Here is a 26,477-nt window from a genome sequence, read left to right on the forward strand (position 1 = left end):
ATATGGCAGCAAAAGCAGAACATACTATAGAAGAGAAGTTAAGAGCTTTATTCGATTTACAACTAATTGATTCTCGTATTGATGAAATCCGCAATGTACGTGGAGAACTTCCTTTAGAAGTTGAAGATCTGGAAGATGAAGTAGCCGGAATGAATACTCGTCTTGAAAAATTAAATACCGATCTTGAGGTAATTGAAGATGACATCAAAGGAAAGAAAAACCTGATTGAAGAGGCAAAAGCTTTAATTAAAAAATATACAACCCAACAGGATAATGTTCGTAATAACCGTGAATATAATTCTTTGAGTAAGGAGATTGAATTTCAGGAACTGGAAATTCAATTGGCAGAAAAGCACATTAAAGAATTTAAAGCGCAAATTGAACAAAAGAAGCAGGTTATTGAAGAAACGAAAGAACGATTAAAAGAACGTGAAGAGCACTTAAAGCACAAGCAGGGTGAGCTAAATGAGATTCTTTCAGAAACTGAAAAGGAAGAAAAAGCGCTGATCAAAAAGTCTGAATCCTTTGAAAAACAAATTGAAGAGCGTTTAGTAAAAGCTTATAAAAGAATTCGCACCAATGTAAAAAATGGTCTGGCTGTGGTACCAGTTGAGCGTGGTGCTTCAGGAGGTTCTTTCTTTACCATTCCTCCACAAGTACAAATGGAAATTGCATCTCGTAAAAAGATCATTACAGATGAGCATAGTGGAAGAATCCTGGTAGATCCGGAACTTGCAAACGAAGAAAAAGAAAAAATGGAAAAGTTGTTTGCTAAAGTAAAATAAACATTCCCAATTAAACTATAATAAAGCCTTCACAAAATGTGAGGGCTTTTTTATTACATTTCGTGAAAGGATTATAAATACAATCCGACCTTTTAAAAAAATTGCTATGAAAAAATATATTCTTTTAGCTGCAACCACCATACTAGTTGCTTTTACAGGAGCTTGTAAGCCTTCTAACGAAAAAAATAAAGAAGCAGAAACTATTGCTCAAAAGGAGCTCGTTCCTGTGCAAGTAGAAATAGTGAATGGTATGAAACGTGCCTACTTTGCCAGTGGCTGCTTTTGGTGTGTGGAAGCTATTTACGAAAGTGTAAAAGGGGTAAAAGAATCGATCTCCGGCTATAGTGGCGGACATACTAAAAATCCAACTTACGAATCAAGCAATACCGGACGTACAGGACACGCAGAAGCGGTTGAAATTATTTACGACCCAAAAATAGTAAGTTTTGCCACTTTGGTAGATGTCTACTTTGGTTCTCAAAATATTACGCAGGTAAATGGCCAAGGGCCGGACAGAGGTTCTCAATACAGGTCTATCCTATTTTATCAGAATGAGGAAGAAAAGAAGATCATTGATGAAAAAATTGCTGCCCTAAACGCAACATTAGGAGATCAAAAAGTAGCAGCACAAGTACTCCCTTTCCAAAAATTCTGGGACGCAGAAAACTATCATCAAAACTATGAAAAACTACACCCTAACAATCCCTACATTCAAAACGTGTCCATTCCCAGATTGAAAAGGTTTCAGGAGAAGTTTCCTCACTTACTGAAAGAAGAAGCAAAACATTAGGCCTTTTTAATCTTTAACAGCTTTCACTTCAAAAACCAAAGGGTATAATTTATTAGGCAACTCATACAATCCTTTGTTATTTTTTTTCAGTCCGGGAAAGATATCATAAGGAGAACCTTCGTGTTCTTTTAAATAATCGATACGCAGTCCTGCATTGGAAAGAGAGGTAATCACCTCTCCCAAACTATGGTTCCAACCGTATTCCTTACTCACCATTTTTGAGTTTCCGTCTGCGTAGGTTCCTTCATATTCTTCATATATCACCTCTTTTTGCTGGTAACCATATCTTAATTGAGGTGGTGATACTGTATAATCATACATCCATGCTATGGGGTGAAATTCCACAATATAAAAGATCCCTCCCGGTTTCAACCGTTCCGAGATCATCTGTGCCCAGGGGCGGAGATCAGGCAACCAGCCAATCGTTCCATAGCTGGTGAATACTATATCAAAGGTTTCAGAAATATGTTGTGAAGTATCCAATACATTACAGCACACAAATTTTGCGTCAAGCTGTAATTCCTCGTTTAAATTACGGGCCAGTTGAATGGCTTCTTCTGAAATATCTACTCCGGTGCATTTGGCTCCCATCCTACTCCAACTTAAGGTATCTTGCCCAAAATGACATTGCAAATGAAGCAGTGATCTCCCTAAAACATTACCTAAAGCATCTAACTCATAATTGTTTAAAGAGCTTCCACCTTTCTTAAAATTTTCCAGGTCATAAAAATCACTGGCTGCATGAATAGCAACTTTTTTATTCCACGTCTCTCTATTTGTTTCAAAAGCTTTTTGAAGATTCATTGCATCAAATAATTATACATTATAGCCTTTCGCTAAGATTTCTTTCCATTCGGGATGCCTTTTAAGGTACACAGCTATAAAAGGGCAAAGAGGCACTAATTTAAGCCCTTCCTCTTTTATTTGCTGCAACACCTGCTTTGCCATGGCAGATGCAACTCCTTTACCTTCAAACTCTCTTGGAACTTCTGTGTGCGTGAGGTACATTTTATCTTCTGCCCTAATGTATTCTATGATTACCGTTTTCCCTTCAAAATTAGTTTCAAAACGTTTTCTTTCCTTGTTCTCTGAAATAGTTACTTCCATTACTAATTTTTATGCGATCCATCACAAAAGGGTTTATTACCACTATGGCCACACCTGCAAAAAGCAGTGGCACGAGATTTTTGTTCCTGGCGGCCATCATCATGGGTTACTGCCAGATTTCCGTAGACCATCAACGGACCATCTTGAAGAACTTCAACTTTTATATTTTCCGATACGGTTTCAGAAGAATCAACAACCTTTCCGGTTGCATTCATATAAAAACCTAAAGCACCACTTGGGCATCCTTTTACAGCATTTATAATAGCATCGGTATTTGAGTTTTCAACTTGTACCCAAGGCCTCTCTTTAGGCTTAAAAACTTCCGGCAGGTTCCCAACACATTTAGCCGAGTGAATACAATTTTTCGGTTTCCAGACAACCGTAACTTCATTATTTGTATATTCTATTATCTTTTCCATAGTTTAAATTTACAAAAATTATTATAGCAACTCGGCTTTCTGTATTCTTACTGAAAACCTGTTACATTATAAAGAAATGTTGAGGAAGTTGTAGAAGAAAAAGAAATCATTGGTAATTTTATACTATATTTTTCAGATATTTCGATAAAATAAGATTGCATGGAAACAGCATTATTTACATTAGCAGGTACAATTGTTGGGGGATTAATTACTTATTTTTTGCAACATCAGCGTTTTAAGCATGAGCTGAAGATACTTCAGCAGGAGCACAAAACCGAGTTCATTGCTGAGTCTACCGCAAAGCATTTTCTGAATCATAAATCCTATACAGACCGATCATTCCAAACTTTAAAAAAGCACCTGGGTGGTTTCGACGATAATGAACTTCGAAAAATTTTAGTTCGTGCAGGGGCTATTCGCACCTATAGAGATGATGGTAGTGAATGGTGGCGATTACTTTCCAGAATGGACGAGTTTATTGAAAAGAAACAAGCAAACCAATAATATTATTTTTTGATTAGTTTCTTAACCATAGTGTTTTTTTCATCTTCCTGAAGCACCACAAAATACATCCCTTCGCTCAAAGAAGAAACATCGATAGTAAAACGATCATCTGTATCAAAATTGGCCGGAGTTGCCATTACTATTCTTCGCAATATATCATAAACATATAATTGAGCCGGCTCCTTTACATCATAATAGATCGTCACCAGATCGTTGGTTGGATTAGGATACAGAATACCATCTATTGCAAGCTTTTTTGTAAAATAAGCCTCTGCAAATGAAAAAGCTTCAATACCAATTTTCTTGCCTATTATACGTCCCGGAATATCATCAATTGGAGGATGTATTCCTCCCCAGATTCGTGACAAACTGGTTTGGTCACTGGCATCTCTATAGGTGGCCCATTGTAGTTGCATATCCATAGATGGCCCTCTCTCAAATTTTAAAAACTCATCTTTGGTAATATTAAAAGTTCCCATTCCTCCGGGAAAATATTCATCTCCTGTTAAAAGGGTCAAAATTTCGGAAGCGGCTCTTGAATAGGTAGAATGTCCGGAAACATAACCTGCAAAAGGTGGTGTAACAAAGGAAGGGCGTTGATAAGGAAACCATTCCTCGGCAAGTATCCAATCTACTCCTGCTACATCAATGTTAGGATCAATGATCCAATCCGGGCCACGCCAGGTAAACAATTTCATCTTACCAACATTTTCATCGAAAGCTCCTGCCAAAGGATCTCCATAATCAACAATCTCTATAAAACCAGGTATAAGTGGTAATCCATGTGGGTCATAACTTGGAAGCGAAGGATCTGTAGATTGCCCTCTATCACCCATATAGCGTATAGCACTAATAGGGCGTACATAATCATAGTAGCCTTTAATTCCCCAAGCACTCACGGCCACATCATGCATAGCGCCTCCTAAGATAAAATAGGACTTTATATCCCATTCCAAATCGTCTAATACTGCGCCATCTCCTTTAAACTTCTTTTGTAGCAGTGGATGGTCACTTACATAGTTTAAGATCGCAAACCAGTGACCCGGAGGTGTTTCACTATCGGGGCCATCAGCCCAAAATTCAGCCAGAACCCTTCCATAGTCACCTCTTTTCACCATTTGTGTTTCATATGGTAATCCCGTTACCGGATTGGTGCTCCTTCCTAAACTTGGATCTCCACCATTGTCAAAATTGTAAAAGCTTTTAAATTCTGAAAACGTTTTGGGATAGGATTCAAAAGGTACATTTCCAAGGCTCTTTGGAGAGATATCAATTAAAGTAGGATCTTCGGGGTCTAAATGAGAGCCCCATGCTGCTACTAAAGCAAAACCCCACTTATAAGGGTCATCTATTCCCATCCCCTCTAGAATATAAGAAGGATCTCCGGGATCATGATATACTTGATAATCAAATCCCGAAGCAGAATAAGTTGTCCTATCTTCTTCAGTAAGAGAAAAAGGCGTCACTGCTCCCCATTCCGGACTTAAAAACGGAGGCTGCCCTCCGGGGATTACATTACCACTCTGGTCTACATAATTTTCAACCTTTAAAGGCTGCCAATTATTTGGGTGTGTCATGGTTATATTTCCGCTAATATCTGTATTCAAAGGCTCATTGAGTGGTTCATAAAATTGATTTTCATAATCGTTTGCCTCATTAGCACCATCCTGCAATCCAAAAGCGATCATTTGCTGTGCGGCATAATTACCCAAAGCAGCCGGATCACCACTTTCATAATTTGTAGTTGTATTAGATGTATTATATCCCAACTCATCCATTAGGTGTTCAATGGACTGCATGATGTCCTCTCTCCCTGGAGATTTATCAAAACGATGCTTCATCAACCGGTATATCGCATAGCTCATTGCCTTTTTTTGAGCTTCAGAAGTAGCTTCGGTAGTTTCAAAACCATTGAAAGGGCAAGTATAATCGCCTACTTTTTTTCCCAAAAAGAAGGTATCAGCTTCATCATCAAAAAGAGCCCACATGTCATATAGTAAAACTGAAGAATGAAATAAATTACGGGCATGTACCGTAGGACGAGCAAAGTCATTGCGTATTCCATTTAGCATTTCCTCATTCCAATGCCTTGCAACAGATTGCGAAAAAGCTGTTACTGAAACAACTAAAAACAAAATCAGGAGTAGGTATTTTTTCATTTTTACGTTTTTTCAAAGATAGCAAGAACCTTCTATTAATAGCAAACTTCGATTTATCAAAACTTCAAATATTAATTCCTATTTTTGCTAAGCGCTCATAAACGAACCAATACCTATGTTCCAAAACAATCTAGAATTTGCTAAAAAATGTGATACCGAAGACAGCTTGTCACATTTTAGAGATCAGTTTCATATCCCTAAAAATTCAGTAGGTGAAGAACTTGTTTACCTTTGTGGAAACTCACTTGGGCTACAACCAAAGATTACTTCAGAATACATAAAAAAGGAACTGGAAGATTGGGCAAATTTAGGTGTTGAAGGACATACCGAAGCAGAACATCCCTGGCTGCCCTATCACGAATTTCTTACCCAAAGTATGGCAAAACTGGTAGGTGCAAAACCAAATGAAGTTGTGATCATGAATACCCTCACGACCAATCTGCACTTAATGATGGTTTCTTTTTACCAACCTACTAAAACAAAATTTAAGATCGTTGTGGAAAGTGATGCTTTTCCTAGCGATAAGTACGCAGTTGAAAGTCAGTTAAAGTTTCATGGGTTTGACCCAAAAGAAGGACTTGTTTTATGGAAACCACCCAAAGGGGAAGAACTTTGTCGTATAGAAGACCTGGAAGAGATCATGAAAAAACAAGGTGATGAGATAGCCTTGTTGATGATTGGGAATACTAATTATTACAGTGGCCAATCCTTTCCTCTTAAAAAAATTACCGAGCTTGGACATAAACATGGCTGTATGGTTGGTTTTGACCTGGCACACGGAGCAGGAAACATTGAACCGAATTTGCACGAAACCGGAGCCGATTTTGCTGTTTGGTGTAGTTATAAATACCTCAACAGCGGCCCGGGAAGCCTGGGAGGTTGTTTTGTGAATGAGCGCCATGCTCATAATAAAGAACTTAAACGTTTTACAGGCTGGTGGGGGCATAACAAGCAAACACGTTTTAATATGCGCCATGAGTTTGATGTCTTACCGGGCGCCGAAGGTTGGCAGCTAAGTAATCCCCCCATTTTATCAATGGCAGCAATTCGCGCATCCTTAGATACTTTTGAAAAAGCAGGATTTGAAAATCTTCGGAAAAAATCTGTAAAACTTACAGGCTATCTTGAGTTTTTGGTAGATAACCTGAACGATGACAGAATTAATATCATTACACCCCGAAACCCAGAAGAAAGAGGTTGTCAATTATCAATACAGGTAATAAGTGCAGACAAAAGTTTACACACTAAATTAACAGAAGCCGGAGTAATAAGTGATTGGCGTGAACCCGATGTAATTCGGATAGCCCCTGTCCCACTTTATAATAGTTTTGAAGATGTATATCATTTTGCAGAGCGGTTAAAAGAAGTTTTAAATTGAAATAATTGTCTTTCTGAACTTATTTCAGAATATATAAGCATATGAATAATAAAGAAAATATACTCATTATAGGTGCTGGCCTCTGTGGAAGCCTACTCGCCTTACGTTTAGCACAACGTGGTTATCAGATAACATTAGTGGAAAAGCGTCCCGATCTTCGAAAGGTTACCCAGGATGCCGGACGTTCAATTAACTTAGCACTTAGCGACCGTGGCCTTCGGGGGCTGCGATTGGGAGGCGTAGAAGAAGAAGCTAAAAAGCTTTGTATTCCAATGTACGGCAGGATGATCCATGATAAAGAAGGAAACACCTTTTTGAGTAAATATAGTGGACGGGACAACGAATACATTAATTCCATTTCACGTCCCGGATTGAATATTCTTTTGCTGAATGCTGCCGAAGCAATGCCTAATGTTACCATTCACTTTAATCAGGGCTGTAAAAAGGTGGATCTGGAAAATGCAACAGCAATTTTCAAAGATTATACTTCCAGAGCCGAAACTACTTTAAGCGGAGATATTATTCTGGGGACAGATGGTGCAGGTTCTGCAGTTCGCAAGAGTATGTTCCGACATAAAAAATTCTTATTCAGTTTTTCACAACAATGGCTCACCCATGGATATAAAGAACTGGAAATTCCTCCGGCAGAAGGAGGCGGTTATCGCACCGATAAAGGAGCTTTACATATTTGGCCACGCGGTAAAGATATGCTGATCGCATTACCTAATCTGGACGGCAGTTTTACAGTAACACTTTTCGCGCCTTACGATGATGATAGTGATTATTGTTTTAATAATCTTACAACAAAAGAAAAGGTTATGGAATACTTTGCCAAAGAGTTTCCCGATGCCGTGGCACTAATGCCTTCTCTTGCTGAAGAATTTTTTGAAAATCCTACCGGGCCTCTCGGTACTATTAAATGTTCTCCCTGGAATTGTTACGGAAAAACGTTATTGTTAGGAGATGCTGCTCATGCTGTTGTTCCGTTTTACGGACAGGGAATGAACGCTTCCTTTGAAGATGTAATAGTATTAGATGAAACCCTTGATAAGTTTGAAGGTGATTGGAAGATAGTTTTTAAAGAATACGAAAAAGCCCGTAAAAAAAATACCGATGCTATTGCAGACCTTGCTGTGGACAATTTCTACGAAATGAAAGAGCATACTGCAAGCCCATTATTTCAGCAAAAAAGAAAATTGGAAACAGCTTTTGAAGCTGAGTTCCCAAACGAATACTTTTCAAAGTATTCTTTGGTTACTTTTAACGAAAATATATCTTATGAAGAAGCTATGAAAAGAGGGCGTGCACAGGACAAAGCCATTCTAAATCTAATTAATGATGGCAATATTTCCGAATCCATGAGCTTACGTGATACACTTGAATTAGTAAAAACCGAAACCGAAGCTATTCTACATGATGATTCGGTCGTAAAAAATTTATAGCAGATGAAAAGTAGATTAGTTGAAGGAAAAGCAACACCAAGAGGAGCATATCCGCATGTGAAGCGTGCCGGTGATTTCATATTTGTAAGTGGGACAAGTTCTCGTTTACCGGATAATACTTTTGCCGGTGTGCATCAGGTAGATGAAATGGGTACAATGCATTTAGATGTTAGGGAACAAACTAGAGCCGTCCTGGAAAATATTAAAGACTATCTCGCTACAGAAGGTGCAACCATGGAAGATATAGTCGATGTTACCAGTTTTTTAGTGAATATGAATGACTTTGCAGGCTATAATGAAGTGTATTCTGAATTCTTTGATAAAGAAACCGGGCCGGCACGAACTACCGTTGCAGTACACCAATTACCACATCCTAACTTGGTAGTGGAAATTAAGGTTATGGCCTACAAACCAGTTTAAAATGCAAAAAATTCTAAATTATATTAACGGTGAATATTGTGAGCCTCATTCTGGAGAATGGTTAGACAATTACAATCCAAGCAATGGAGAAGTTTACTCACAGATTGCAAATTCTAATGCTACGGATATTTCCAGTGCATATGAAGCTGCAAAAGCTGCTTTTCCAGGCTGGTCCAATACTACAATTGAAGAACGCAGCAGGATACTTCTAAAAATTGCTGCAATTATTGAAAATAACTTAGACCGTCTTGCCGAAGCAGAAGCCAAAGACAATGGCAAACCTTTGAGTCTGGCAAAAGTGGTCGATATCCCAAGGGCATCGAGTAATTTTCGGTTCTTTGGCAATGCTATCACTCAATTCTCAAGTGATGCCCATGAAAGTGTAGGTTTAAATACTATGAACTACACACTACGTCAACCCATAGGTGTCGTAGGCTGTATCTCACCATGGAACCTTCCTCTCTACCTATTTTCCTGGAAAATTGCCCCTGCCCTGGCAGCAGGAAATACAGTTGTGGCCAAGCCTAGTGAAGTAACTCCTATGACCGCTTATTTATTGGGTGAAATTTGTACTGAAGCTGGCTTGCCTAAAGGTGTTTTGAATATTGTTCACGGCACAGGTCCTTCCGCAGGACAAGCAATTGTGGAGCATCCGGGAATCAAGGCAATTTCATTTACCGGAGGTACTAAAACTGGGGAACATCTTGCACGTACTGCGGCCCCAATGTTTAAAAAATTATCGTTGGAACTGGGCGGAAAAAATCCCAATCTCATTTTTGCCGATTGCGACTACGATAAAATGTTGGCAGTAACAGTAAAATCCTCTTTTGCCAATCAAGGACAGATCTGCCTTTGTGGAAGTAGAATTTTTGTTGAAAGATCTATTTACGAGAAATTTAAAAAAGATTTTGTCGCCAAAGTACAGCAGTTAAAAGTTGGAAACCCTTTTGAAGCTGATACTAATCTGGGTGCTTTAGTATCCAAACCCCATTTGGAGAAAGTACGATCTTATATTGCTATTGCTGAAGAAGAAGGTGGTAAAATTCTATGCGGTGGTAAAACTGTAACCATAAAAGGTTCGGAAAACGGATATTATTTAGAACCAACTGTTATTGAAGTATACGACGATCAATGTCGCGTAAACCAGGAAGAGATCTTTGGCCCGGTAGTAACTATCATGCCTTTCGATACGGAAGAAGAAGCTCTGCAAATGGCCAACGGTGTAAAATATGGACTATCTTCCACATTATGGACAAGTGACCTTAACCGTACCATGCGAATTTCAAAAAGCCTGGAAGCAGGAATTGTTTGGGTAAATACCTGGTTGAACCGTGATCTAAGGACTCCCTTTGGAGGTGTTAAAGATAGTGGTGTAGGCCGTGAAGGTGGTTTTGAAGCACTCCGGTTTTTTACGGAAGCTAAGAACATATGTATAAAATATGAATAGAAATAACCTAATTTAAATGAATTTATATCTAAAAAATAAAAATGCACTGATCTGTGGGAGTACTGCCGGTATCGGAAGAGCTTCGGCAATACAATTAGCAGAGATGGGGGCAACTGTTACACTTGTTGCCAGAGATGAAGAAAAATTAAAAAAAACATTATTGGAACTGCCTTTTCAGGATGGACAAAAACATAATTACCTGGTGGCAGACTTCAGTGACCCTGAATCACTTCGTAAAAAAGTAAACAAAGCTGTTGAAAATAAGTCCTTCCACATTTTACTGAATAATACCGGAGGCCCAAAAGGAGGCCCAATATTTTCAGCAGATGTTTCAGAATTTACAAATGCTTTTTCCCAGCATCTGGTTTGTAATCAGATCTTGGTACAGGCAGTAGTACCGGGAATGAAAAATGCTGATTTCGGAAGGATCATCAATATTATTTCCACTTCAGTAAAACAACCTATTGATGGTTTGGGCGTGAGTAATACCATTCGAGGTGCAGTGGCAAGTTGGAGTAAGACACTGGCAAACGAACTGGGGCAATTTGGCATAACCGTAAACAATGTTCTTCCCGGTTTTACAGCAACAGACCGCTTGGATGATATTGTTGCTAACGCTGCTAAGAAATTGGATAAAACTGAAGCTGAAGCCGGTGCATTTATGAAAAATTTAGTTCCTGCAAAACGTTTTGCTCAGCCGGGAGAAATTGCAAATGCTGTTGCATTTCTAGCCAGTGAGGCAGCGAGTTACATTAATGGAATAAACCTTCCTGTGGATGGCGGGCGTACAAAATCTTTGTAACTTTAGGCTATGAAACGAAAACTTCGCATTAACGGTCATTCACATTTGCTTCCTTACCCGGAAGAAATTCCTCAATTTATGAAAGACAAAGGAATTTTTTGGGTAGATAAAGATCGCAAGTTTATGCTTCAAAAAGATTGGAGTCGCCCTGTGACCGATTCCAGTTTTTTCCTCAATGAAAAACTGGAATGGATGGAGCGTTTCAAGATCGATCACGCTGTGGTTTTGAATCTTTCGCAATTGTATGGAAATGGTTTACGAGTTGAAGAAATGAAACAGGCCCTCCGTTTTCAGAATGATTTTAATGCGAATGTACAACATAACAATCCGTCAAAATTTACTTGTGGTTTTGTTGTACATCCCGGTTTTGTTCGTGGTGCTCTTTGGGAAATTGAACGTTGTGTTGAAGAACTAGGACTTCAGTTATTGTGCTTACCAACACATTATATGGATACCATTGGAACTTGGCGTTGTATTTTTGATGAAGAGAACGAGCCTATTTTTGAACTTGCCAGTAAATATAATCTGGCAGTGGAGGTTCATCCTTATGACGGAGAGAAATTTATTAAATTAGAAAATACTGCCTGGCGTTTTCACCTTATATGGATGTTGGCACAATGTGCAGATGCCTATCATTTTCTCACATTGAATGGCTATGCAGATAAATACCCAAATATGCGTACCTGTTTTGCCCATGGTGGGCAATTAGCTCAAATAAACCTAGGGAGACGTATTCAGGGGTTTGATGGCCGCCCGGACCTTTTTGAAGGAAAAGAACATCCACGAAAATCTGTAGGACATAAAAATATATTCTTCGATACATTAGTACACGATACAGGATCTTTAAAATTAGTTGTGGAAAATCAAACCTCAAAACAAGTGGTTATGGGATTAGACGATCCTTATCCGTTAGGCGAAATGGAAAGTGAATCTCAGTCATCATACCCCGGAAAGATCCTGGATCTTGCTATGGAGCGAAACATTTTGACGAAAGAAGAATGTGATGATATTTGGGAAGATAATGTGATACAATGGTTATGTGGCGATGATGAAGCAGCCAAACAAAAATTGATCAAACGAATCCTTAGCTAAAATGACTGAAGTTGCTAAGTTTTATATCTTTTCACATATTTTCATTTCTTTCATTGGAGCCGTACTACTATTGGCTATATGGTATCACATCAGAAATCGATTTAAACAACTTCTGGAAGAAAATGATTCTCAAAAACGTGTAGATAAAGGTTTATTATATCTAAGTTTTGCTATGTTTATCTGGGTAATTGCCGGATGTTGGACCTATATCGGAACTGCTTTTTCATTTACAAATTCTCAAGGCTTTCAATTAGGTTTAAGTTTACTTTCAATAGTGAACAATATGTTTTTATTATTGGCACTTTTCTATTTCTATTATGCCCCTAAATTCATTTATAACAACGAAAAAAACATCAAAAAAATAGTAGTCGTAATTATCGTTACTTCGCTACTGGCTTTTATTATCACGCCTCTTTTAAGAGAAAACAATGTTATTTATAATGTAAAAATAAGTAACATTCCTGAGTTGATTTTATCTGGTTTCCTGTGTTATCTTTTAGGAATTTCATTTTATAGGACGTTTGCCTATAGAGGCCTAAAAACAATTGGTATTATCTCGGTTGTGGTTATTATACTTACTTTTATTTCGCAACTTTCAGAAGTATTTTTAAGCTTTGGAGACGATTTTACCAATAATTTTATTAGGATTTGTGCCAAGACATCTTTGGTCTCTATCTTTCTGGTTCTTGCTACAACCTGGGTTATCAGATTGGCAAGTATGCCTAAACCCAATGAAATGTCAATTTCTTTTTTGGATTGGGGTTTGATCAAAATAAATATCCCTGCAAAAAGTATTTTTGACCAAGCAATAGATTTTGGGTCTAAAACAACCCAATATAAAAACTTATTAAAGCTTGCTATCCGCCGTAAGTTTGGAGAAGGGGTTTCACAAAGTATTCTTGTGAATCTGGGTGGGGAAATTAAGAATCAGACCTATTTAACCCGAATCATTGAAAATATAAATGATATTCTGAATCTGGATGATTCTCAAAAACTGGAACGAAGAGATCTCTTTACCTTTATTGGAGAAAGCAGATATCGTTTAAGAATAGTAGCTGAAAATATTACCATTGATAAAAATTTATTGGAAGAATTCTCTGAAAATATTGATAATGAAGAATATATGTCTATTTGTAATTAATTGTAACTACTCTAACAAATAGGCACTTTATGTTATTTTTTGTTATAATTTAAAACAGAGGTTCTACAGCTCATCTCCTGCACATACCTTGCTCAAAAAAGTTATATACTTATGAGCATATCAAATTCTAAAACTCCATCTACCGAAGTTTTTGGACACCCTAAGGGTTTACTTTATCTATTCTTTGCCGAATTATGGGAGCGTTTTTCCTTTTATGGAATGCGTGCTTTGTTGGTGCTTTATATGACTAAGCACCTCTTATTTGATGATGACATGGCATTTGGGGTTTATGCTGCATATATGTCTTTAGTATACGTAACACCTACAATAGGTGGTATGCTGGCAGACAAAGTTCTTGGATTTAGAAAAGCAATTCTACTGGGTGGTGTTTTAATGGCATTGGGGCATTTTTTTCTAACTATAGAACTGCCTGTATTCTTTTATGGTTCTTTAGCTTTAATAATAGTTGGAAATGGTTTTTTTAAACCTAACATCTCGTCGTTTGTAGGTGAATTGTACAAACAAGGTGACTCCAGGCGAGATTCCGGGTTTACTATTTTTTATCTGGGAATAAATCTGGGAGCTGCAATTGCACCATTAGCTTGTGCCTGGTTTGCTGAAACCTATGGATGGCACTATGGCTTTGTTTTAGCAGGAATTGGCATGCTAATAGGGTTAATTGTATTTAAGAAGGGATTAAAAAGTAATGTATTTGAAGCAAAAGGGCTCATTCCTAATTCTGAATTATATCATCAAAAAACAATAGGACTAAATAAAGGTCAACTTGCAATACTTGGGGCATTTTTAGCAGTCCCTATCTTTGCTACAATTGTGAGGTTCAATGAATTTGAACATTACCTGGTTTGGATTGTTTCTACCTTTTTAATTGGCTACATACTATATATTCTTACAAAAGTAAGTTCAATTGAAAAGAAACGTTTATTAGTTGCGGTTTATTTCACTGTTCTATATACTTTATTCTCCGCAATATTTGAGCAGGCCGGTAGTTCATTAACCTTATTTGCAGACAGAAATGTAAATCTGGTAGGGATGGATGCTGCAGGAACCAATAGTATCAACGCAGGGTTTATTATTTTACTTGCAATCCCTTTTTCGATGCTATGGACATTCCTGAGTAAGAAAAAAAGGAATCCAAACTCAGCTATTAAATTTGGTTTAGGGTTACTTTTTTTAGGGTTAGGGTTCATTATTTTTGCTTTATCTGCCCATAGTGTAGATTCGTTCGCAAGGACTTCTATGATGTATTTGGTACTTGGGTATTTGGTACTAACGGTAGGTGAACTATTCTTATCTCCCATTGGACTTTCTAAAATGACCGAACTATCTCCATTGAAATATGTTGCTTTTATTATGGGAGTATGGTTTTCGGCCAATTTTTATGGTCACTTCTTTGCAGGTAAAATAGCAAAATTAACAACCGTTTCTGAAGGGGAGGCCAATATCTTTTCAACTGGGGTTTTTGGAGATATTGTACTATTTATTACCGGCTTAACACCAGATACCGTTGTTCAAGGAAGTGAATCATTTCAGCAATTATTCTCATATGTTTCTGTGTATGCAAGTTTTGGAGTAATAAGTTTAATTGTAGGTATATTTGCAATACTTATTTCTCCGGTTATTAAAAAGATGATGACTGGTATCCATTAATACAAATTATATGAATTTCATTTCAGATAAGTTAGATGACTACGTAGTTACTCATTCGCAGCCCGAACCTGAATTATTACAAGAATTAAATAGAGAAACCTGGCAAAAGATTCTTGCTCCTCGTATGCTAAGCGGCCATTTTCAAGGAAGGGTGCTTAGCATGATCTCTAAGCTGATCCAGCCAAAATACATTCTTGAAATAGGGACCTATACAGGTTATTCGGCTTTATGTTTAGCAGAAGGAATGGACCCCGAAGGTCAATTACACACCATAGATATTAATGAAGAATTACACGACCTGCAACGAAAATACTTTGATAAATCCGGGTATGGTTCAAAGATCTTTCAACATACCGGAAATGCATTGGAGATTATCCCAAAGTTAGACGTATTTTTTGACTTGGTTTTTATAGATGCAGATAAAAACAATTATCCTAACTACTTGGAAATGATACTTCCTAAATTATCTAAAGGAGCTGTTATTTTAAGCGATAATGTACTGTGGAGTGGTAAGGTAATCGAACCAATTGACAAAGACGATTTAGATACCAAAGCTTTGGTTGTTTACAACAAATTGCTCAACGAGCATCCAATGTTAGAGACGGTTTTACTACCCATAAGAGATGGACTGACAATTTCCAGAGTAAAATAATTAAGGGACAAATATTTTATTCTTTATAGCATAAATAACCAGTCCGGTTCTGTTTCTTAAGTTCAATTTTTCAAATAATACATTCCTGTAACCTTCAATAGTCTTATAGCTAAGACACATATCATCTGCTATTTCTTTGTATGTCTTTTCGGTGCAAGCGTGTTTTATAAATTCAATTTCACGTTCTTTTAAAGAAGAAACTGTCGTTTCCTTCTGTGCTAACGAGCCAACCAGAATTTTAGCTACTGTATTTGTATGGTAATAACCTTTCTTAAGAACTTCTAATAATGCATTCTCAAGTTCAGTCTTTTTAACATCTTTCATTAAATACCCTTTGGCACCGGCGCGAAGCATTTTAAGGATTGTATTTTCATCTTCTTCGATGGAAAGTGCCAATACATTTACCTGAGGAAAATGCTGTCTTAAGTGATCGGTCGTTTCAATACCATTTAGAATTGGCATATTAACGTCCATTAATACAATATCGGGGATATTTCTTGGGTTTTTGAATTTTTCAATTAATTCCTGACCATTATTACACAGATATAAAACTCTAAATTGTTCAAAATCTTCAATTAAACTACCTATGGCCTGCGAAAGTAAATTATGATCATCTACAACAACAACTGAATACTTCATAATTAATCAATTTTATATATGAGGGAAAACTGAGTGCCTTTATTTTTTTCAGATGTGATCTGGACTTTAGCACCAATTAACTTAGCTCTGTTCTTTATATTACTTAATCCAATCCCCTTTTTTGTGTTTACTTTGGAGGTATCAAACCCCACTCCGTTATCTTCAGCAGTAATCTTTAAAATATTATTGCTGAAATCTACATTTACAAAGAGTTTTGATGCTTTTGAGTGCTTTACCGTATTTGTAAAAAACTCTTGAAGCATCCTAAAGATAATAATCTCTTTCTTATTATCTATAAAGAAAGGAGCTTTAGTATATTGTATGGACGCTTCTAAGTATTTCAACCTATTAAAGCGTTCCACCTCTTGTTGTAAAGCTTCTACCAATGACAGATTGTTTAGCGAGCTTGGATTAATAAGTTTGGATAAACTCCTTAATTCATTTAAACTAGTGCCTATAGTATTTATAGCTTCTTCAATAGCTTCAGGGCTACCTTTTGCATTCTGTAATTGAATTTTTGCTAATGTTAATAACTGTCCTATATTATCATGTAGCTCCCAACTCACATTACGCAAGGTGTCTTCCTTAATCTCAATTTGTGTTTCAATTATTTCTTCTTTAAATCTACTCTCTGCTTCCTGCTGTTCTTTAACCAGTTTATTTTTTCTTTTCTGAAATAAGGCAAAAAGAAGGATAACGGTAAGTGCTAAAGACAAAGCAATGACCGAAAAAATAATTAAAAACGATTGTACTTCTTTTTCGTCCATATAAATCCAATAATATAACAGCCATATAAAATAATGTTCAGGCTTAACAGAATCAATAAATAACTTAAACCTCTAAATTTTATATACCCGGATAAAGAGAGTAATGGTATTATTCCCATATAAAAAAGAAGTAGCGCAGTAGATATCCAAAAACTCAATTTGTATTTTACAATGAGAACTTCATCGCTATTCAACAATTGATAAAAATGAAATAAGGTGAGTACTAATACAAACAAAGCTCCGGTGATTAGGGTATACATATGATATTCTAACCAGCTTTGATACACCAAACTTGTAATCGCTATACCTAAGAAAAATATTGAAAAAACAATGACTATTTTTTTAAATATCTTTCGTTTTAGTATGGTATGATACCAATAAAAATAAAAAAGAAAGCTTGTTATTGTAAAAGCATTATACAACCAGATATTTTTAACCTCAAAGACATATCCTAAAATTGCTCCGGTAACTTCGAGAACAAAAGTGTACCATAAAAAATACAGAAAAAATTTTTCGGTAGAAAAACTATATTTTTTAAAGTGAACTGTTGCAATAATAGCTGCCAAAAGTTCCAGTCCTAAAGGAATTAAAGATAGTGGTTGTATTTCCATTTAAAATATTAATAGCCTATTGGCGGCTGCCCTCCCTGCGAATAATTTAGAGCTTTAAGCCCATCAATATTTTCATTTTCAGGCAATACCGGTAAAAATCCTTGTCGCAACGAAGAAGTCTCCTTCTGAGTTGTTGGAACCAAAAATACAGTAGAATAACCTGCATCCCTATAATTGCTGTTTTTAGGGTAAGCCGCAAAATAAACGCGCATTCCCAAATTTTTGAGATCTTGCTTTTTTGCTTCATATTCAACGTATTCAATGTACTTTTTTAATGAATCCAGCGAGAACCAAAATTCTCTGGTATCATCATACCCGAGAGCATCATTGATAACTCTATATCTTGTTGCTATGTAATCCTCTTCCAGTGTATTAGCTTCTTCATAGCTAATCACTTGTTGGGGAGGAGTCACCTGTGGGTCACAAGAAACATTGAAAAGAAGTAGTAGTATAACTACACAAAATACTAAAGATGATACAATTTTTGATTTCATAATACATTGGTTTTAAGGTTTGTGTAAAATTAAGTATTAAATGTTTACAAAAAGAATCTTATATTTGTTAAGCAGCAAAATCTAATTTTAAACAATTGGTTTATAATTAGTTAAGCAATCTACTTAAAAAATAATAAGGCATTTTCCTTATATACACTAGGGGTTTTTCCCTTTATTGTTTTAGGGTATATCCTATAAAGCTCCGGAATCTACACCAAAAAAAAAGGAGGTTTTACAATAGCTAAAAATAGCTTTTTAACTCTAGTATCATTTTATATTGAACCCCATCTTTGTACCAGTTATTTCGAAATGCTGAATCAATTTTTGCAACGGTAAAAACAATTTTAATCATTTAAAAAAACAATTATGAACAAATCAATTTACATCGCACTCTTTGCCTGCCTTACTATAAGTATAGGGTATGCACAGAGTTTAAGCCAAACAGTGATGGCGAATTCCGGAGCAACCATAACTGGAGCATCAAATACTTTGAGCTTTACTGTAGGAGAAACTGTTATAGGTAATATAAGCAGTAGTTCTTCTCTAGGACAGGGCTTTTGGTTAGGTGCAATCGTGGAATTGACCTTAGACAACGAAGATTTTACTTTTGAAGTAGAAGCTACCGTCTATCCAAATCCGGTAACCGACTATTTAAATCTTTATTTTAAAGATATGGCCGGAGACGATTTTAAGGCTGTTGTACACGACCTTAACGGAAGGCAGGTATTGTATAAAGAGTTACTTAAAAGCTCTACAAATGAACTACTCAATTTTAGCACATTTAGCTCAGGTGTCTATCTTTTAACAATTGAACAGAGCGCAACTAAAAAATCAAAAACTTTTAAAATTATCAAACAATAAAAACTAACTATTATGAAAACTAAAATAACTTATTTTGTAATTGCTTCATTATTGATGACTTTATCAACTACATTTGCACAAAATGGAGAAGGTATTACAGCTAATTCCGATTATGCTAACCAAAGAGCATTAGATGAGGCCAAGAAGGTAGAAACTACCTCTCAAACAATTATTAAGAAAACTGAAACGACCAATACAGCTACAAGATTAGTAGCTGCAGAACTTATCAACTACCAGGCTGTTGCAAGAGATGCCGGTGGAAATTTAATGACCAATGCCAATGTTACTATCGATTTTGAAATAAGAGATGGTGCCGGTGGAGCTGCCGTTTTCAATGAAACTCAAAACCTTGTGACAGATGCTAACGGTGTCTTTTCTGCCCAAATAGGTAGTGTGAGTCCTTTAGACGCTGTAAACTGGTTGGATATTGATGCTTATCTTGATGTAACTATGGATGGAACCAATGTAGGTGAAACTCAAATTGGGAGTGTTCCTACTGCTTTACACAGCAGAGAAAGTGGACAAGTGATGATTTACGGATCTGGAACTACAAACGCCGATAAAATGATCGCGCAACACTCTCCTGCATTTCCTGGATGGGGAATTGGATATAGTGATACCGGAGATGATGTAAATTTTATGGCCGGAGGCGGAACAAATCTAAGTATTGATCTTGCAACAGGTAATATGACTACTGACGGAAATATAGAAGTCACTCAGACTACGACCAGCCCTGCTATAAATACTATTTACGGAAACTCTGTCCCAATTGCTTTTGGAAGTATAGATTCTGTTGGAGGAATTTCAACAGGGTATGGTATTACATCTGTTACTAATTCAGCAGTAGGTGTGTATGAAGTCGTTTTAGACCTGGATTCAAATCCAGCTAACACTGTTGTTACCATTACTCCATTTACAATTGGGTTTGGTGTACCTGAAATTTGTGGTTACGAATCAACCGGTGCTAACACATTTACTGTAAGAATACAGGATGCTACAGGAACAGCCAGAGATAGTGCTTTTACTTTCGTAGTTTACGGAAACCAATAATATACTTAAAGCCCTCTTCAAGACGTAAGCAGCTTTGGGGAGGGTTTAGTTTTAAAATATAATTTTTTCATATGTACATGATTGCGGTGTACAAAAAAGGTTCAAGAGTATTTTCTCCTGAACCTTTTCCATTATATTCTTTTTAAGACCAGTTTAGAGATCTTATAAAATAGAATAGCAAAGAGGACACCTACTAAGGCTCCAACTAAAATATCACTTGGATAATGGACTCCTGTATAAATTCGGCTCATTACAAAAATGAGTGGCCACAGGTAAGCAAACCAAATCCACTTATTGAATTTACGCAATGCCAAAACTACAAAAGTTGTAATAGCAAAGCTTGAAGAAGCATGGCCAGAAAAAAAACTATATGTAGTAGGTTCTTGTAGAACCCTGATAAGATCTGCGATCGCTTCTACATTATTAGGCCGCAATCGGGCTACCAGTTCTTTTGTGGTATTAGTTGCTATAAATGTAATTGTGAAAGTAAGTAACACAAAACCAAAAACTACAGCTCCTTTTCTACCCTTGTAATAGTAGAAAACCAAGAGGGTTAAAAAAACAAACAGCGGTATCCATGATTCTATTTGAGTCGCAAAGACCCAAAAACCATCATATGTTTCGACCCCAAGATTATTTAGAAAAATGAATAATTGACGATCCCATTCTTTAAGTACTTCAAACATTTAGAATTTTCTTTTGATAGGCCCACTAATGTCGTCTACATCTTCTTTTAATTTGTCAATTTCTTTGCGTACGTCTTTTGTAATATCCACATCAATTCCCTGCTTCTCGGTACTTTTGGTGATCTCACTCTTAATATCATTGGTAGCATCCTTAATCTGGCGCATCCCCTTCCCCAATCCACGTGCTATTTCCGGAACTTTATCTGCCCCAAACACCATTAGAATAATGAAGACAATAAAAGCAATCTCCGCTCCACTAATAAATAAAGAATAAGTGTTTGCTATCATACTGCAAATATAAGGAAGTTTATATCCATAATTAAAAAAGCCCCGTTAAAGTAACGGGGCTATCATTATAAATTAAGGAGTATTATTGCCCTTTTACATTTTCTTTAAACTTATCAAACTCACCAAGCTCTTTACTTTTTGGCCAATTGTTATTGGAAGTATCAATATCGGCAGTTTCTTCATCCGGATCTACCACAATTTTGGTGATCTCTTTATCTGAAGCAATTACTTTACCGACAAATTGATCATTCTTTCTCCAAATTTGAGCAGGATAGGTAATTCTTTCTGTAGTTCCATCACTGTAGGTATATTCAGCAATGATAGGCATTGGAATTCCTCCCGGTTTTTCGAAAGTTACTTCATAAAAATATTTTGGGTTTTTAAGCTTGGATCTTTCGTCAGCTGGAACGTTATCCATTAGATATTCCTGAAGTGTTGTTACATCGGCCAGTGTTGAAGTTCGCATACTTTCTTCAAAATCTTCACTTCCTTCTTCTACAAGGTATACCAAAGGAGGTAAATCACTTTCAGTCATTCCACGTTCTTTCAGCATCTCGCGAACTTCCTTGTTCATCTTTGAAGTTACATAGAATTTTTTCACATTCTTTACACCAATATCTGTGTAGTCTGTTGTGTAGAACCAAGCTCTCCAAAACCAATCCAAATCTACCGCTGATGCATCTTCCATGCTACGGAAAAAGTCTTCCGGAGTTGGATGCTTAAACATCCAGCGTTGTGAATAGGTTCTAAAAGCATAGTCAAAAAGGTCGCGTCCCATAATAGTTTCGCGAAGAATATTTAATCCGGTTGCCGGCTTGGAATAAGCATTAGCCCCAAAGTTATAAGTATTTAGCCCTTTGGTCATAATAGGTGCCAAAGAACTTTGGTCTCCAGCCATATAATCAATTATTTTATTTGCTGGTCCGCGACGCGACGGGTATTTCTTGTTAGGTGCGATTGCATCCGGATACCATTCTCCAAAATCCTGTTCCGCAACATATTGTACAAATGTATTTAAACCTTCATCCATCCACGTCCATTGACGTTCGTCGCTGTTCACGATCATAGGGAAATAGTTGTGCCCTACTTCGTGAATGATCACACTCATCATTCCATACTTGGTACGTTCACTGTAAGTACCATCTTTCTCTGGCCTACCATAGTTCCAGCATATCATAGGGTATTCCATTCCCTGGTTCTTGGCATGTACTGAGATAGCTTTGTGGTACGGGTAATCAAATGCCATTCTTGAATAGGTCTTCAATGTACTGGCGACTACTAAAGTCGAATAGTCTTCCCAAAGAGGGTTTCCTTCCGGAGGATAAACAGATACTGCCATTACATCTTTGTTCCCTATTTTTACGGCCATCATATCCCAAATGTATCTTCGGGAAGTTGCAAATCCGTAATCACGTACATTCTCTGCTCTAAATTTCCACGTTTTCTTTTGGGTTGAAAATCCTTTTGAAGCAGCTTCGGCTTCTTCTTGTGTTACAATAAGAACAGGCTTATCATAAGATTTCTTAGCCTGATCGTAGCGTTTCATCATATCTTTAGAAAAGACCTCTTTCCGGTTTAAGAGAACACCTGTCGCATCCAAAGTATGATCTGCAGGAACTGTGATATTCACATCAAAATTTCCGAAAGGTAATGCAAACTCATCACGTCCCCAGAATTGACTATTTTGCCAGCCTTCCACATCGTTATAGACAGCCATACGAGGATAGAATTGCGCGATCACATAACCACGGTTGCCATCTTCAAAAGTTTCATAGCCACTTCGCGCGCGGTCAACGGTATGCTCCGGAATATTGTACCACCATTTTATAGAAAAGGTAAATTTCTCACCGGGCTTTAAATCCTTAGGCATCTCTACGCGCATCATGGTTCGGTTGATAGTATAAGGAAGGCTTCCTCCTTTGGTGTTTTTAACCTCTTGAATGTTAAAACCTCCTTCAAAAGGAGCATCCATATAATCTCCTACGAAACCACTTACTCTTCTTGCAGGATTAGCACCGCCTCCATCAATCAAAGGAGACTTTGAGTCCTTAGAACGTACATTTTGATCCAACTGTACCCAAAGATATTCCAGTACATCCGGAGAATTATTGGTATACGTTATGGTTTCATTACCATAAAGCTTTGCATTTTTGTCATCCAACTCAATGTCCATCACATAGTCCGCCTGTTGCTGGTAGTATTGAGGTCCCGGAGCGCCACTTGCCGTTCTAAATACATTAGGAGTTGAGAACTCTTCGTATAGTTGTTTAAAACGATTACTGTTGTAATGTCCAGGTTCGCGTTCTGTTGTTTCTTTTTCCTGCGCAAAACTCATTCCTGCTGTCAGAAATAATATTGCTAAGGAAAGGTACTTCACTAGTTTCATAATACTAATTTTGATTGATTAAGGTTCTAAAAATAGTTTTTTATTGTCTTTATTTTACTCATCCACCGAAGTTTAACAATCCTTTAGGATTATCTTTGTCCAAAACAAGGCTTCTTCTGTTTTCAGGAGTTTTTAAATGAATAATATTCTGTTGTTCATCGAACATATCTAGTAAAAGTTTATTCTCAATCTCCAAGGTCTTTAGATCTGTTATTCCTGTAATTTCAAGATAGACTTTCAAAACATCATTTTCATACTCTATACCAACAAAAGTGAAAGTTTCCGGCTCACCATTTACGTTTATTTGTAACTTCTGAAATATATATTTCTTTAGATATGCGACATCTGTAGCTGTTTCATTTTTGGTACCTAATGAAATATTTGGATTGTACCTTTCCTGAAGTGCATCTTCAATATCATCTGTAAAAATCTTTGTAATTATCTGAAGAGATTCCTTCTCTTTTACGTATTCAATTTTAGTAATACTCACATAAAATTTATGAGCTGTAGCAGCAGTTAGCAAAGAAAAAAGCAGTAGTAGAGATGCTATTTTAAAAAACTTCATAAATAAAATCGATTCAAAATGTATAAGACGTCCCATTTTGAGAAATGTTACATATTTTATTTGTCTTCTTCAGAAACTCTTAGAACATACACACTGCTCTTATCTTTAAAAATTTGTAAAACCTTTGCGTAATTTTCTTTTTTAAAATCTGTTTTTAATTTCCTTCAATCTGTTTTTTATAGATGGCACTTTGATAGGTAATAAAATCTAAAAGGAGTAGCTCATTTTCTATTTTTAACAAGTCACTGTCAATATTGGCTTCTTCCATGAAGTAAATAAAATCGTTCACTCTGTTCTCAGGAATTCCAAATGTTTTGGTAAGATAATCATTGCTAAAACGTTGCCGCATAGCATTGACAAGTACTGCCTTATCAACAGGTTTTTCTACCGGATATTTTTTCTTCTTCTTAAAAAGCAACCCTGCCAACCCAATAAAATTCAAAGAAGCTTGTTTCTGCCCATTATAAAAAGCTTCTTCTGCTTTGTTACCGTCAATAGAACTATACTGATCGTCTGAGAATTCGTAACCAAATTCCAGGGTCTCATAGGACAGATCCCATTGTGGGTTCATATTTGCTGTTTTAATTCTCTTAAGGTCCGCAATAATATTTCCCGAAAGATCGTATGGACTTACCACCACTTCTTCCAACTGATTCACAGTAGGATTCAAATAGATCGCCATGCGCTTTCTATCAATAACTCCCTTATCGACTATGATCGTAAAGCTCTGAAACTGTATAGCAGTAACCTGTATACGGTCATTTTCGGCGACATCCAGTTCAAAATCACCTGTTACATTTGTTATAGTACCTTTCTGTGAAGAAATATTATACACATTCACGCTTTCCACATCTTCGCCTTGAGGAGCAGTGATCTTTCCCTGAATTTTCACACGTTCAATGTTCTGGGCAAAAGCATACATTGGAAAAGAAAAAAACAATATAACTAATAGGAATCTTTGCATTGTTTAAAAATACTGTTTGTTTTCTTAGTAAAATCTTAAGGTTATACTTCTATTTGTTAAATTTACACTTTATACATCTTTCTATGAAGAACCTCATTGTTGCCAGTACCTCTACCGTCTATGGAGGGAGTTATCTCGATTATTTATTAGAAGAAATTTCACATTTGTTTTCTAATACCGAAGAAGTTCTATTCATTCCTTATGCTCGCCCCGGTGGAATTTCACACGACACTTATACCGAAAAAGCAGCCGAAGCCTTTTCTGAAATAGGTAAAAAACTTGTGGGAATTCATACATTCGATAATGCCGAAACTGCGGTGAAAAATGCTAAAGGAATTTTTACGGGAGGCGGAAATACATTTGTACTGGTTTCACAATTATACCAAAATAACGTAATGCAGCCTTTGCAGAGTGCCATATTTAATGGGCTTCCTTATCTGGGTACCAGTGCCGGAAGTAATATTTGTGGTTTGACAATACAAACCACCAATGATATGCCCATTGTGTATCCTCCATCTTTTAAAACATTGGGTGCGATCCCTTTTAATATCAACCCACATTATCTCGACCCTGACCCCTCAAGTACACATATGGGTGAGACCCGGGAAACCCGAATTAAAGAATACCACACACAAAATGACATCCCGGTGGCAGGACTTAGGGAAGGCAGTTGGTTGCAAGTAAGCGGAGATACAGTTATTTTAAAAGGAAAGCATTCTGCCAGAATCTTCCAACAGAACAAAGAACCCTTTGAGGTAGCATCAAATACAGACCTAAGCGTACTTCTTAGTTAGAGTTTCTTTATAAAATGATAGCCACGCGCTATAAATCCCTGATTTGCATAAAATTTATGAGAAGGATAGTTATCTACATAAGTATTTAGCTCTACCCAATTGCAATTTCTTTTTTTGGCGTAGTCATATACAAATTCCATCAAACGATTACCAATGCCTTTTCCTCTATGAGTATCATCGATGATCACATGGTCTACCTCCAGGCTCTTCCCAGCATAATGCCTGGTCTGAAACCACAATCCACAAATTCCAATTAATTTTTCAGTATCATAAATCCCTATACATTCATAATTCTGTTGTGACATTTCCAAAACACGCTCTTTTAAAAGTGCTTCGGAAATACTATCATTCCCAAGTTTTTGAAGTAATGGAACAATAATTAAAATATCCTTAGGAGGGATGATGAGAAATTCAATGGACATAGCTACTACTTTGATATTCTTACATTTGGGTTCAAATTTATTTTGAAATTTTATTCATCTCAAAAATAGGGCAAAAAACTCATTTAAATTGAATAGCAATAGTTACATTGAAATATAGTATCTTGATTGTCATAATTTTTTCTA

Annotated in this window: 29 protein-coding genes; 15 read left to right on the forward strand and 14 right to left on the reverse strand. The window is 36.7% G+C overall.

What is annotated here, in order from left to right; translation table 11 throughout:
- Positions 1 to 2: 2 nt before the first annotated feature.
- Together ACY2RT_RS04370 and msrA are read left to right on the forward strand one after the other, a co-directional pair.
- Positions 3 to 785 (forward strand): zinc ribbon domain-containing protein, encoded by a 783-nt coding sequence (locus tag ACY2RT_RS04370; protein WP_490154658.1) that lies wholly within the window; start codon positions 3 to 5, stop codon positions 783 to 785.
- Between the two features lie 106 nt (positions 786 to 891).
- Positions 892 to 1,575 (forward strand): peptide-methionine (S)-S-oxide reductase MsrA, encoded by a 684-nt coding sequence (msrA, locus tag ACY2RT_RS04375; protein WP_490154659.1) that lies wholly within the window; start codon positions 892 to 894, stop codon positions 1,573 to 1,575.
- A gap of 6 nt (positions 1,576 to 1,581) precedes the next feature.
- Here the strand turns inward: msrA and ACY2RT_RS04380 are convergent, their stop codons facing one another.
- Genes ACY2RT_RS04380 through ACY2RT_RS04390 form a run of 3 tightly spaced genes read right to left on the reverse strand, consistent with a single transcriptional unit; the run spans position 1,582 to position 3,101 of the window.
- The gene (locus tag ACY2RT_RS04380; RefSeq protein WP_490154660.1) at positions 1,582 to 2,379 is read right to left on the reverse strand and encodes a class I SAM-dependent methyltransferase; all 798 of its coding nucleotides are present in this window, start codon (positions 2,377 to 2,379) and stop codon (positions 1,582 to 1,584) included.
- A gap of 12 nt (positions 2,380 to 2,391) precedes the next feature.
- Positions 2,392 to 2,682 (reverse strand): GNAT family N-acetyltransferase, encoded by a 291-nt coding sequence (locus tag ACY2RT_RS04385; protein WP_490154661.1) that lies wholly within the window; start codon positions 2,680 to 2,682, stop codon positions 2,392 to 2,394.
- Positions 2,683 to 2,684: 2 nt separating this feature from the next.
- Positions 2,685 to 3,101, reverse strand: a complete 417-nt coding sequence (locus tag ACY2RT_RS04390) for a (4Fe-4S)-binding protein (RefSeq protein WP_490154662.1) — start codon at positions 3,099 to 3,101, stop codon at positions 2,685 to 2,687.
- A gap of 159 nt (positions 3,102 to 3,260) precedes the next feature.
- On the opposite strand from ACY2RT_RS04390, the gene ACY2RT_RS04395 reads away from it, so the two are divergent.
- Positions 3,261 to 3,605: a hypothetical protein gene (locus tag ACY2RT_RS04395; protein WP_490154663.1), complete on the forward strand. Its 345-nt coding sequence runs from the start codon at positions 3,261 to 3,263 to the stop codon at positions 3,603 to 3,605.
- Between the two features lie 2 nt (positions 3,606 to 3,607).
- Here the strand turns inward: ACY2RT_RS04395 and ACY2RT_RS04400 are convergent, their stop codons facing one another.
- Positions 3,608 to 5,764 (reverse strand): T9SS type A sorting domain-containing protein, encoded by a 2,157-nt coding sequence (locus tag ACY2RT_RS04400; RefSeq protein ID WP_490154664.1) that lies wholly within the window; start codon positions 5,762 to 5,764, stop codon positions 3,608 to 3,610.
- Positions 5,765 to 5,879: 115 nt separating this feature from the next.
- Between ACY2RT_RS04400 and kynU the strand changes: the two genes are divergently transcribed.
- The 9 genes from kynU to ACY2RT_RS04445 all read left to right on the forward strand — a co-directional run bounded on the left by kynU (position 5,880) and on the right by ACY2RT_RS04445 (position 15,806).
- Positions 5,880 to 7,142 carry a kynureninase gene (gene kynU, locus ACY2RT_RS04405; RefSeq protein WP_490154665.1) on the forward strand — a complete coding sequence of 421 codons (1,263 nt, stop codon included), beginning with the start codon at positions 5,880 to 5,882 and terminating at the stop codon, positions 7,140 to 7,142.
- 41 nt (positions 7,143 to 7,183) lie between these two features.
- Positions 7,184 to 8,584 carry an FAD-dependent oxidoreductase gene (locus ACY2RT_RS04410; RefSeq protein ID WP_490154666.1) on the forward strand — a complete coding sequence of 467 codons (1,401 nt, stop codon included), beginning with the start codon at positions 7,184 to 7,186 and terminating at the stop codon, positions 8,582 to 8,584.
- Between the two features lie 3 nt (positions 8,585 to 8,587).
- Positions 8,588 to 9,004, forward strand: coding sequence for a RidA family protein (locus tag ACY2RT_RS04415; protein WP_490154667.1), 417 nt, complete (start codon positions 8,588 to 8,590; stop codon positions 9,002 to 9,004).
- Position 9,005: 1 nt separating this feature from the next.
- Complete coding sequence (locus ACY2RT_RS04420) at positions 9,006 to 10,451, forward strand: aldehyde dehydrogenase (protein WP_490154668.1); 1,446 nt, start codon at positions 9,006 to 9,008, stop codon at positions 10,449 to 10,451.
- A 16-nt stretch (positions 10,452 to 10,467) separates the two neighbouring features.
- Complete coding sequence (locus tag ACY2RT_RS04425) at positions 10,468 to 11,253, forward strand: SDR family oxidoreductase (protein WP_490154669.1); 786 nt, start codon at positions 10,468 to 10,470, stop codon at positions 11,251 to 11,253.
- A 9-nt stretch (positions 11,254 to 11,262) separates the two neighbouring features.
- Positions 11,263 to 12,345 carry an amidohydrolase family protein gene (locus ACY2RT_RS04430; protein WP_490154670.1) on the forward strand — a complete coding sequence of 361 codons (1,083 nt, stop codon included), beginning with the start codon at positions 11,263 to 11,265 and terminating at the stop codon, positions 12,343 to 12,345.
- 1 nt (position 12,346) lies between these two features.
- Positions 12,347 to 13,486 (forward strand): hypothetical protein, encoded by a 1,140-nt coding sequence (locus tag ACY2RT_RS04435; RefSeq protein ID WP_490154671.1) that lies wholly within the window; start codon positions 12,347 to 12,349, stop codon positions 13,484 to 13,486.
- Positions 13,487 to 13,597: 111 nt separating this feature from the next.
- On the forward strand, positions 13,598 to 15,154 hold the full coding sequence (locus ACY2RT_RS04440; RefSeq protein ID WP_490154672.1) for a peptide MFS transporter: 1,557 nt from the start codon (positions 13,598 to 13,600) through the stop codon (positions 15,152 to 15,154).
- 10 nt (positions 15,155 to 15,164) lie between these two features.
- On the forward strand, positions 15,165 to 15,806 hold the full coding sequence (locus ACY2RT_RS04445) for an O-methyltransferase (protein ID WP_490154673.1): 642 nt from the start codon (positions 15,165 to 15,167) through the stop codon (positions 15,804 to 15,806).
- Here the strand turns inward: ACY2RT_RS04445 and ACY2RT_RS04450 are convergent, their stop codons facing one another.
- The 4 genes from ACY2RT_RS04450 to ACY2RT_RS04465 are packed head-to-tail and all read right to left on the reverse strand — an operon-like array spanning position 15,807 to position 18,317.
- A complete protein-coding gene (locus tag ACY2RT_RS04450; protein ID WP_490154674.1) occupies positions 15,807 to 16,445 on the reverse strand; it encodes a response regulator in 639 nt (212 codons plus the stop codon).
- A gap of 2 nt (positions 16,446 to 16,447) precedes the next feature.
- Positions 16,448 to 17,212 (reverse strand): sensor histidine kinase, encoded by a 765-nt coding sequence (locus ACY2RT_RS04455; protein ID WP_490154675.1) that lies wholly within the window; start codon positions 17,210 to 17,212, stop codon positions 16,448 to 16,450.
- Positions 17,182 to 17,823 carry a hypothetical protein gene (locus ACY2RT_RS04460; protein ID WP_490154676.1) on the reverse strand — a complete coding sequence of 214 codons (642 nt, stop codon included), beginning with the start codon at positions 17,821 to 17,823 and terminating at the stop codon, positions 17,182 to 17,184. The genes ACY2RT_RS04455 and ACY2RT_RS04460 overlap by 31 nt, the downstream gene beginning before the upstream one ends.
- Positions 17,824 to 17,831: 8 nt before the next feature.
- Positions 17,832 to 18,317 (reverse strand): hypothetical protein, encoded by a 486-nt coding sequence (locus ACY2RT_RS04465; protein ID WP_490154677.1) that lies wholly within the window; start codon positions 18,315 to 18,317, stop codon positions 17,832 to 17,834.
- Positions 18,318 to 18,683: 366 nt separating this feature from the next.
- Between ACY2RT_RS04465 and ACY2RT_RS04470 the strand changes: the two genes are divergently transcribed.
- On the forward strand, positions 18,684 to 19,178 hold the full coding sequence (locus tag ACY2RT_RS04470; protein WP_490154678.1) for a T9SS type A sorting domain-containing protein: 495 nt from the start codon (positions 18,684 to 18,686) through the stop codon (positions 19,176 to 19,178).
- Between the two features lie 12 nt (positions 19,179 to 19,190).
- The gene (locus ACY2RT_RS04475) at positions 19,191 to 20,228 is read left to right on the forward strand and encodes a DUF8740 domain-containing protein (RefSeq protein ID WP_490154679.1); all 1,038 of its coding nucleotides are present in this window, start codon (positions 19,191 to 19,193) and stop codon (positions 20,226 to 20,228) included.
- 131 nt (positions 20,229 to 20,359) lie between these two features.
- Here ACY2RT_RS04475 and ACY2RT_RS04480 read toward each other — a convergent pair whose 3' ends face one another.
- The 5 genes from ACY2RT_RS04480 to ACY2RT_RS04500 all read right to left on the reverse strand — a co-directional run bounded on the left by ACY2RT_RS04480 (position 20,360) and on the right by ACY2RT_RS04500 (position 25,117).
- Positions 20,360 to 20,914, reverse strand: coding sequence for a phosphatase PAP2 family protein (locus ACY2RT_RS04480; protein ID WP_490154680.1), 555 nt, complete (start codon positions 20,912 to 20,914; stop codon positions 20,360 to 20,362).
- A complete protein-coding gene (locus ACY2RT_RS04485; protein WP_490154681.1) occupies positions 20,915 to 21,202 on the reverse strand; it encodes a Sec-independent protein translocase subunit TatA/TatB in 288 nt (95 codons plus the stop codon).
- An 82-nt stretch (positions 21,203 to 21,284) separates the two neighbouring features.
- On the reverse strand, positions 21,285 to 23,588 hold the full coding sequence (locus ACY2RT_RS04490) for a M1 family metallopeptidase (RefSeq protein WP_490154682.1): 2,304 nt from the start codon (positions 23,586 to 23,588) through the stop codon (positions 21,285 to 21,287).
- A gap of 58 nt (positions 23,589 to 23,646) precedes the next feature.
- A complete protein-coding gene (locus ACY2RT_RS04495; RefSeq protein ID WP_490154683.1) occupies positions 23,647 to 24,189 on the reverse strand; it encodes a DUF6702 family protein in 543 nt (180 codons plus the stop codon).
- Positions 24,190 to 24,307: 118 nt separating this feature from the next.
- Positions 24,308 to 25,117 carry a carboxypeptidase-like regulatory domain-containing protein gene (locus ACY2RT_RS04500; protein ID WP_490154684.1) on the reverse strand — a complete coding sequence of 270 codons (810 nt, stop codon included), beginning with the start codon at positions 25,115 to 25,117 and terminating at the stop codon, positions 24,308 to 24,310.
- Positions 25,118 to 25,200: 83 nt separating this feature from the next.
- Here ACY2RT_RS04500 and pepE point away from each other — a divergent pair, with 83 nt between their 5' ends.
- Positions 25,201 to 25,911, forward strand: coding sequence for a dipeptidase PepE (pepE, locus tag ACY2RT_RS04505; protein WP_490154685.1), 711 nt, complete (start codon positions 25,201 to 25,203; stop codon positions 25,909 to 25,911).
- On the opposite strand, the gene ACY2RT_RS04510 is transcribed toward pepE, so the two are convergent.
- A complete protein-coding gene (locus ACY2RT_RS04510; RefSeq protein WP_490154686.1) occupies positions 25,908 to 26,333 on the reverse strand; it encodes a GNAT family N-acetyltransferase in 426 nt (141 codons plus the stop codon). The two genes, pepE and ACY2RT_RS04510, sit on opposite strands and share 4 nt — an antisense overlap.
- Positions 26,334 to 26,477: the final 144 nt, after the last annotated feature.

This window comes from Ulvibacter sp. 2210JD10-4 (assembly GCF_058148525.1).

Bases quoted from the DNA above. Each gene is read 5' to 3' on its own strand.
- ACY2RT_RS04370 (WP_490154658.1), top strand. From the start codon at position 3: ATGGCAGCAAAAGCAGAACATACTATAGAAGAGAAGTTAAGAGCTTTA.
- msrA (WP_490154659.1), top strand. From the start codon at position 892: ATGAAAAAATATATTCTTTTAGCTGCAACCACCATACTAGTTGCTTTT.
- ACY2RT_RS04380 (WP_490154660.1), bottom strand. From the start codon at position 2,379: ATGAATCTTCAAAAAGCTTTTGAAACAAATAGAGAGACGTGGAATAAA.
- ACY2RT_RS04385 (WP_490154661.1), bottom strand. From the start codon at position 2,682: ATGGAAGTAACTATTTCAGAGAACAAGGAAAGAAAACGTTTTGAAACT.
- ACY2RT_RS04390 (WP_490154662.1), bottom strand. From the start codon at position 3,101: ATGGAAAAGATAATAGAATATACAAATAATGAAGTTACGGTTGTCTGG.
- ACY2RT_RS04395 (WP_490154663.1), top strand. From the start codon at position 3,261: ATGGAAACAGCATTATTTACATTAGCAGGTACAATTGTTGGGGGATTA.
- ACY2RT_RS04400 (WP_490154664.1), bottom strand. From the start codon at position 5,764: ATGAAAAAATACCTACTCCTGATTTTGTTTTTAGTTGTTTCAGTAACA.
- kynU (WP_490154665.1), top strand. From the start codon at position 5,880: ATGTTCCAAAACAATCTAGAATTTGCTAAAAAATGTGATACCGAAGAC.
- ACY2RT_RS04410 (WP_490154666.1), top strand. From the start codon at position 7,184: ATGAATAATAAAGAAAATATACTCATTATAGGTGCTGGCCTCTGTGGA.
- ACY2RT_RS04415 (WP_490154667.1), top strand. From the start codon at position 8,588: ATGAAAAGTAGATTAGTTGAAGGAAAAGCAACACCAAGAGGAGCATAT.
- ACY2RT_RS04420 (WP_490154668.1), top strand. From the start codon at position 9,006: ATGCAAAAAATTCTAAATTATATTAACGGTGAATATTGTGAGCCTCAT.
- ACY2RT_RS04425 (WP_490154669.1), top strand. From the start codon at position 10,468: ATGAATTTATATCTAAAAAATAAAAATGCACTGATCTGTGGGAGTACT.
- ACY2RT_RS04430 (WP_490154670.1), top strand. From the start codon at position 11,263: ATGAAACGAAAACTTCGCATTAACGGTCATTCACATTTGCTTCCTTAC.
- ACY2RT_RS04435 (WP_490154671.1), top strand. From the start codon at position 12,347: ATGACTGAAGTTGCTAAGTTTTATATCTTTTCACATATTTTCATTTCT.
- ACY2RT_RS04440 (WP_490154672.1), top strand. From the start codon at position 13,598: ATGAGCATATCAAATTCTAAAACTCCATCTACCGAAGTTTTTGGACAC.
- ACY2RT_RS04445 (WP_490154673.1), top strand. From the start codon at position 15,165: ATGAATTTCATTTCAGATAAGTTAGATGACTACGTAGTTACTCATTCG.
- ACY2RT_RS04450 (WP_490154674.1), bottom strand. From the start codon at position 16,445: ATGAAGTATTCAGTTGTTGTTGTAGATGATCATAATTTACTTTCGCAG.
- ACY2RT_RS04455 (WP_490154675.1), bottom strand. From the start codon at position 17,212: ATGGACGAAAAAGAAGTACAATCGTTTTTAATTATTTTTTCGGTCATT.
- ACY2RT_RS04460 (WP_490154676.1), bottom strand. From the start codon at position 17,823: ATGGAAATACAACCACTATCTTTAATTCCTTTAGGACTGGAACTTTTG.
- ACY2RT_RS04465 (WP_490154677.1), bottom strand. From the start codon at position 18,317: ATGAAATCAAAAATTGTATCATCTTTAGTATTTTGTGTAGTTATACTA.
- ACY2RT_RS04470 (WP_490154678.1), top strand. From the start codon at position 18,684: ATGAACAAATCAATTTACATCGCACTCTTTGCCTGCCTTACTATAAGT.
- ACY2RT_RS04475 (WP_490154679.1), top strand. From the start codon at position 19,191: ATGAAAACTAAAATAACTTATTTTGTAATTGCTTCATTATTGATGACT.
- ACY2RT_RS04480 (WP_490154680.1), bottom strand. From the start codon at position 20,914: ATGTTTGAAGTACTTAAAGAATGGGATCGTCAATTATTCATTTTTCTA.
- ACY2RT_RS04485 (WP_490154681.1), bottom strand. From the start codon at position 21,202: ATGATAGCAAACACTTATTCTTTATTTATTAGTGGAGCGGAGATTGCT.
- ACY2RT_RS04490 (WP_490154682.1), bottom strand. From the start codon at position 23,588: ATGAAACTAGTGAAGTACCTTTCCTTAGCAATATTATTTCTGACAGCA.
- ACY2RT_RS04495 (WP_490154683.1), bottom strand. From the start codon at position 24,189: ATGGGACGTCTTATACATTTTGAATCGATTTTATTTATGAAGTTTTTT.
- ACY2RT_RS04500 (WP_490154684.1), bottom strand. From the start codon at position 25,117: ATGCAAAGATTCCTATTAGTTATATTGTTTTTTTCTTTTCCAATGTAT.
- pepE (WP_490154685.1), top strand. From the start codon at position 25,201: ATGAAGAACCTCATTGTTGCCAGTACCTCTACCGTCTATGGAGGGAGT.
- ACY2RT_RS04510 (WP_490154686.1), bottom strand. From the start codon at position 26,333: ATGTCCATTGAATTTCTCATCATCCCTCCTAAGGATATTTTAATTATT.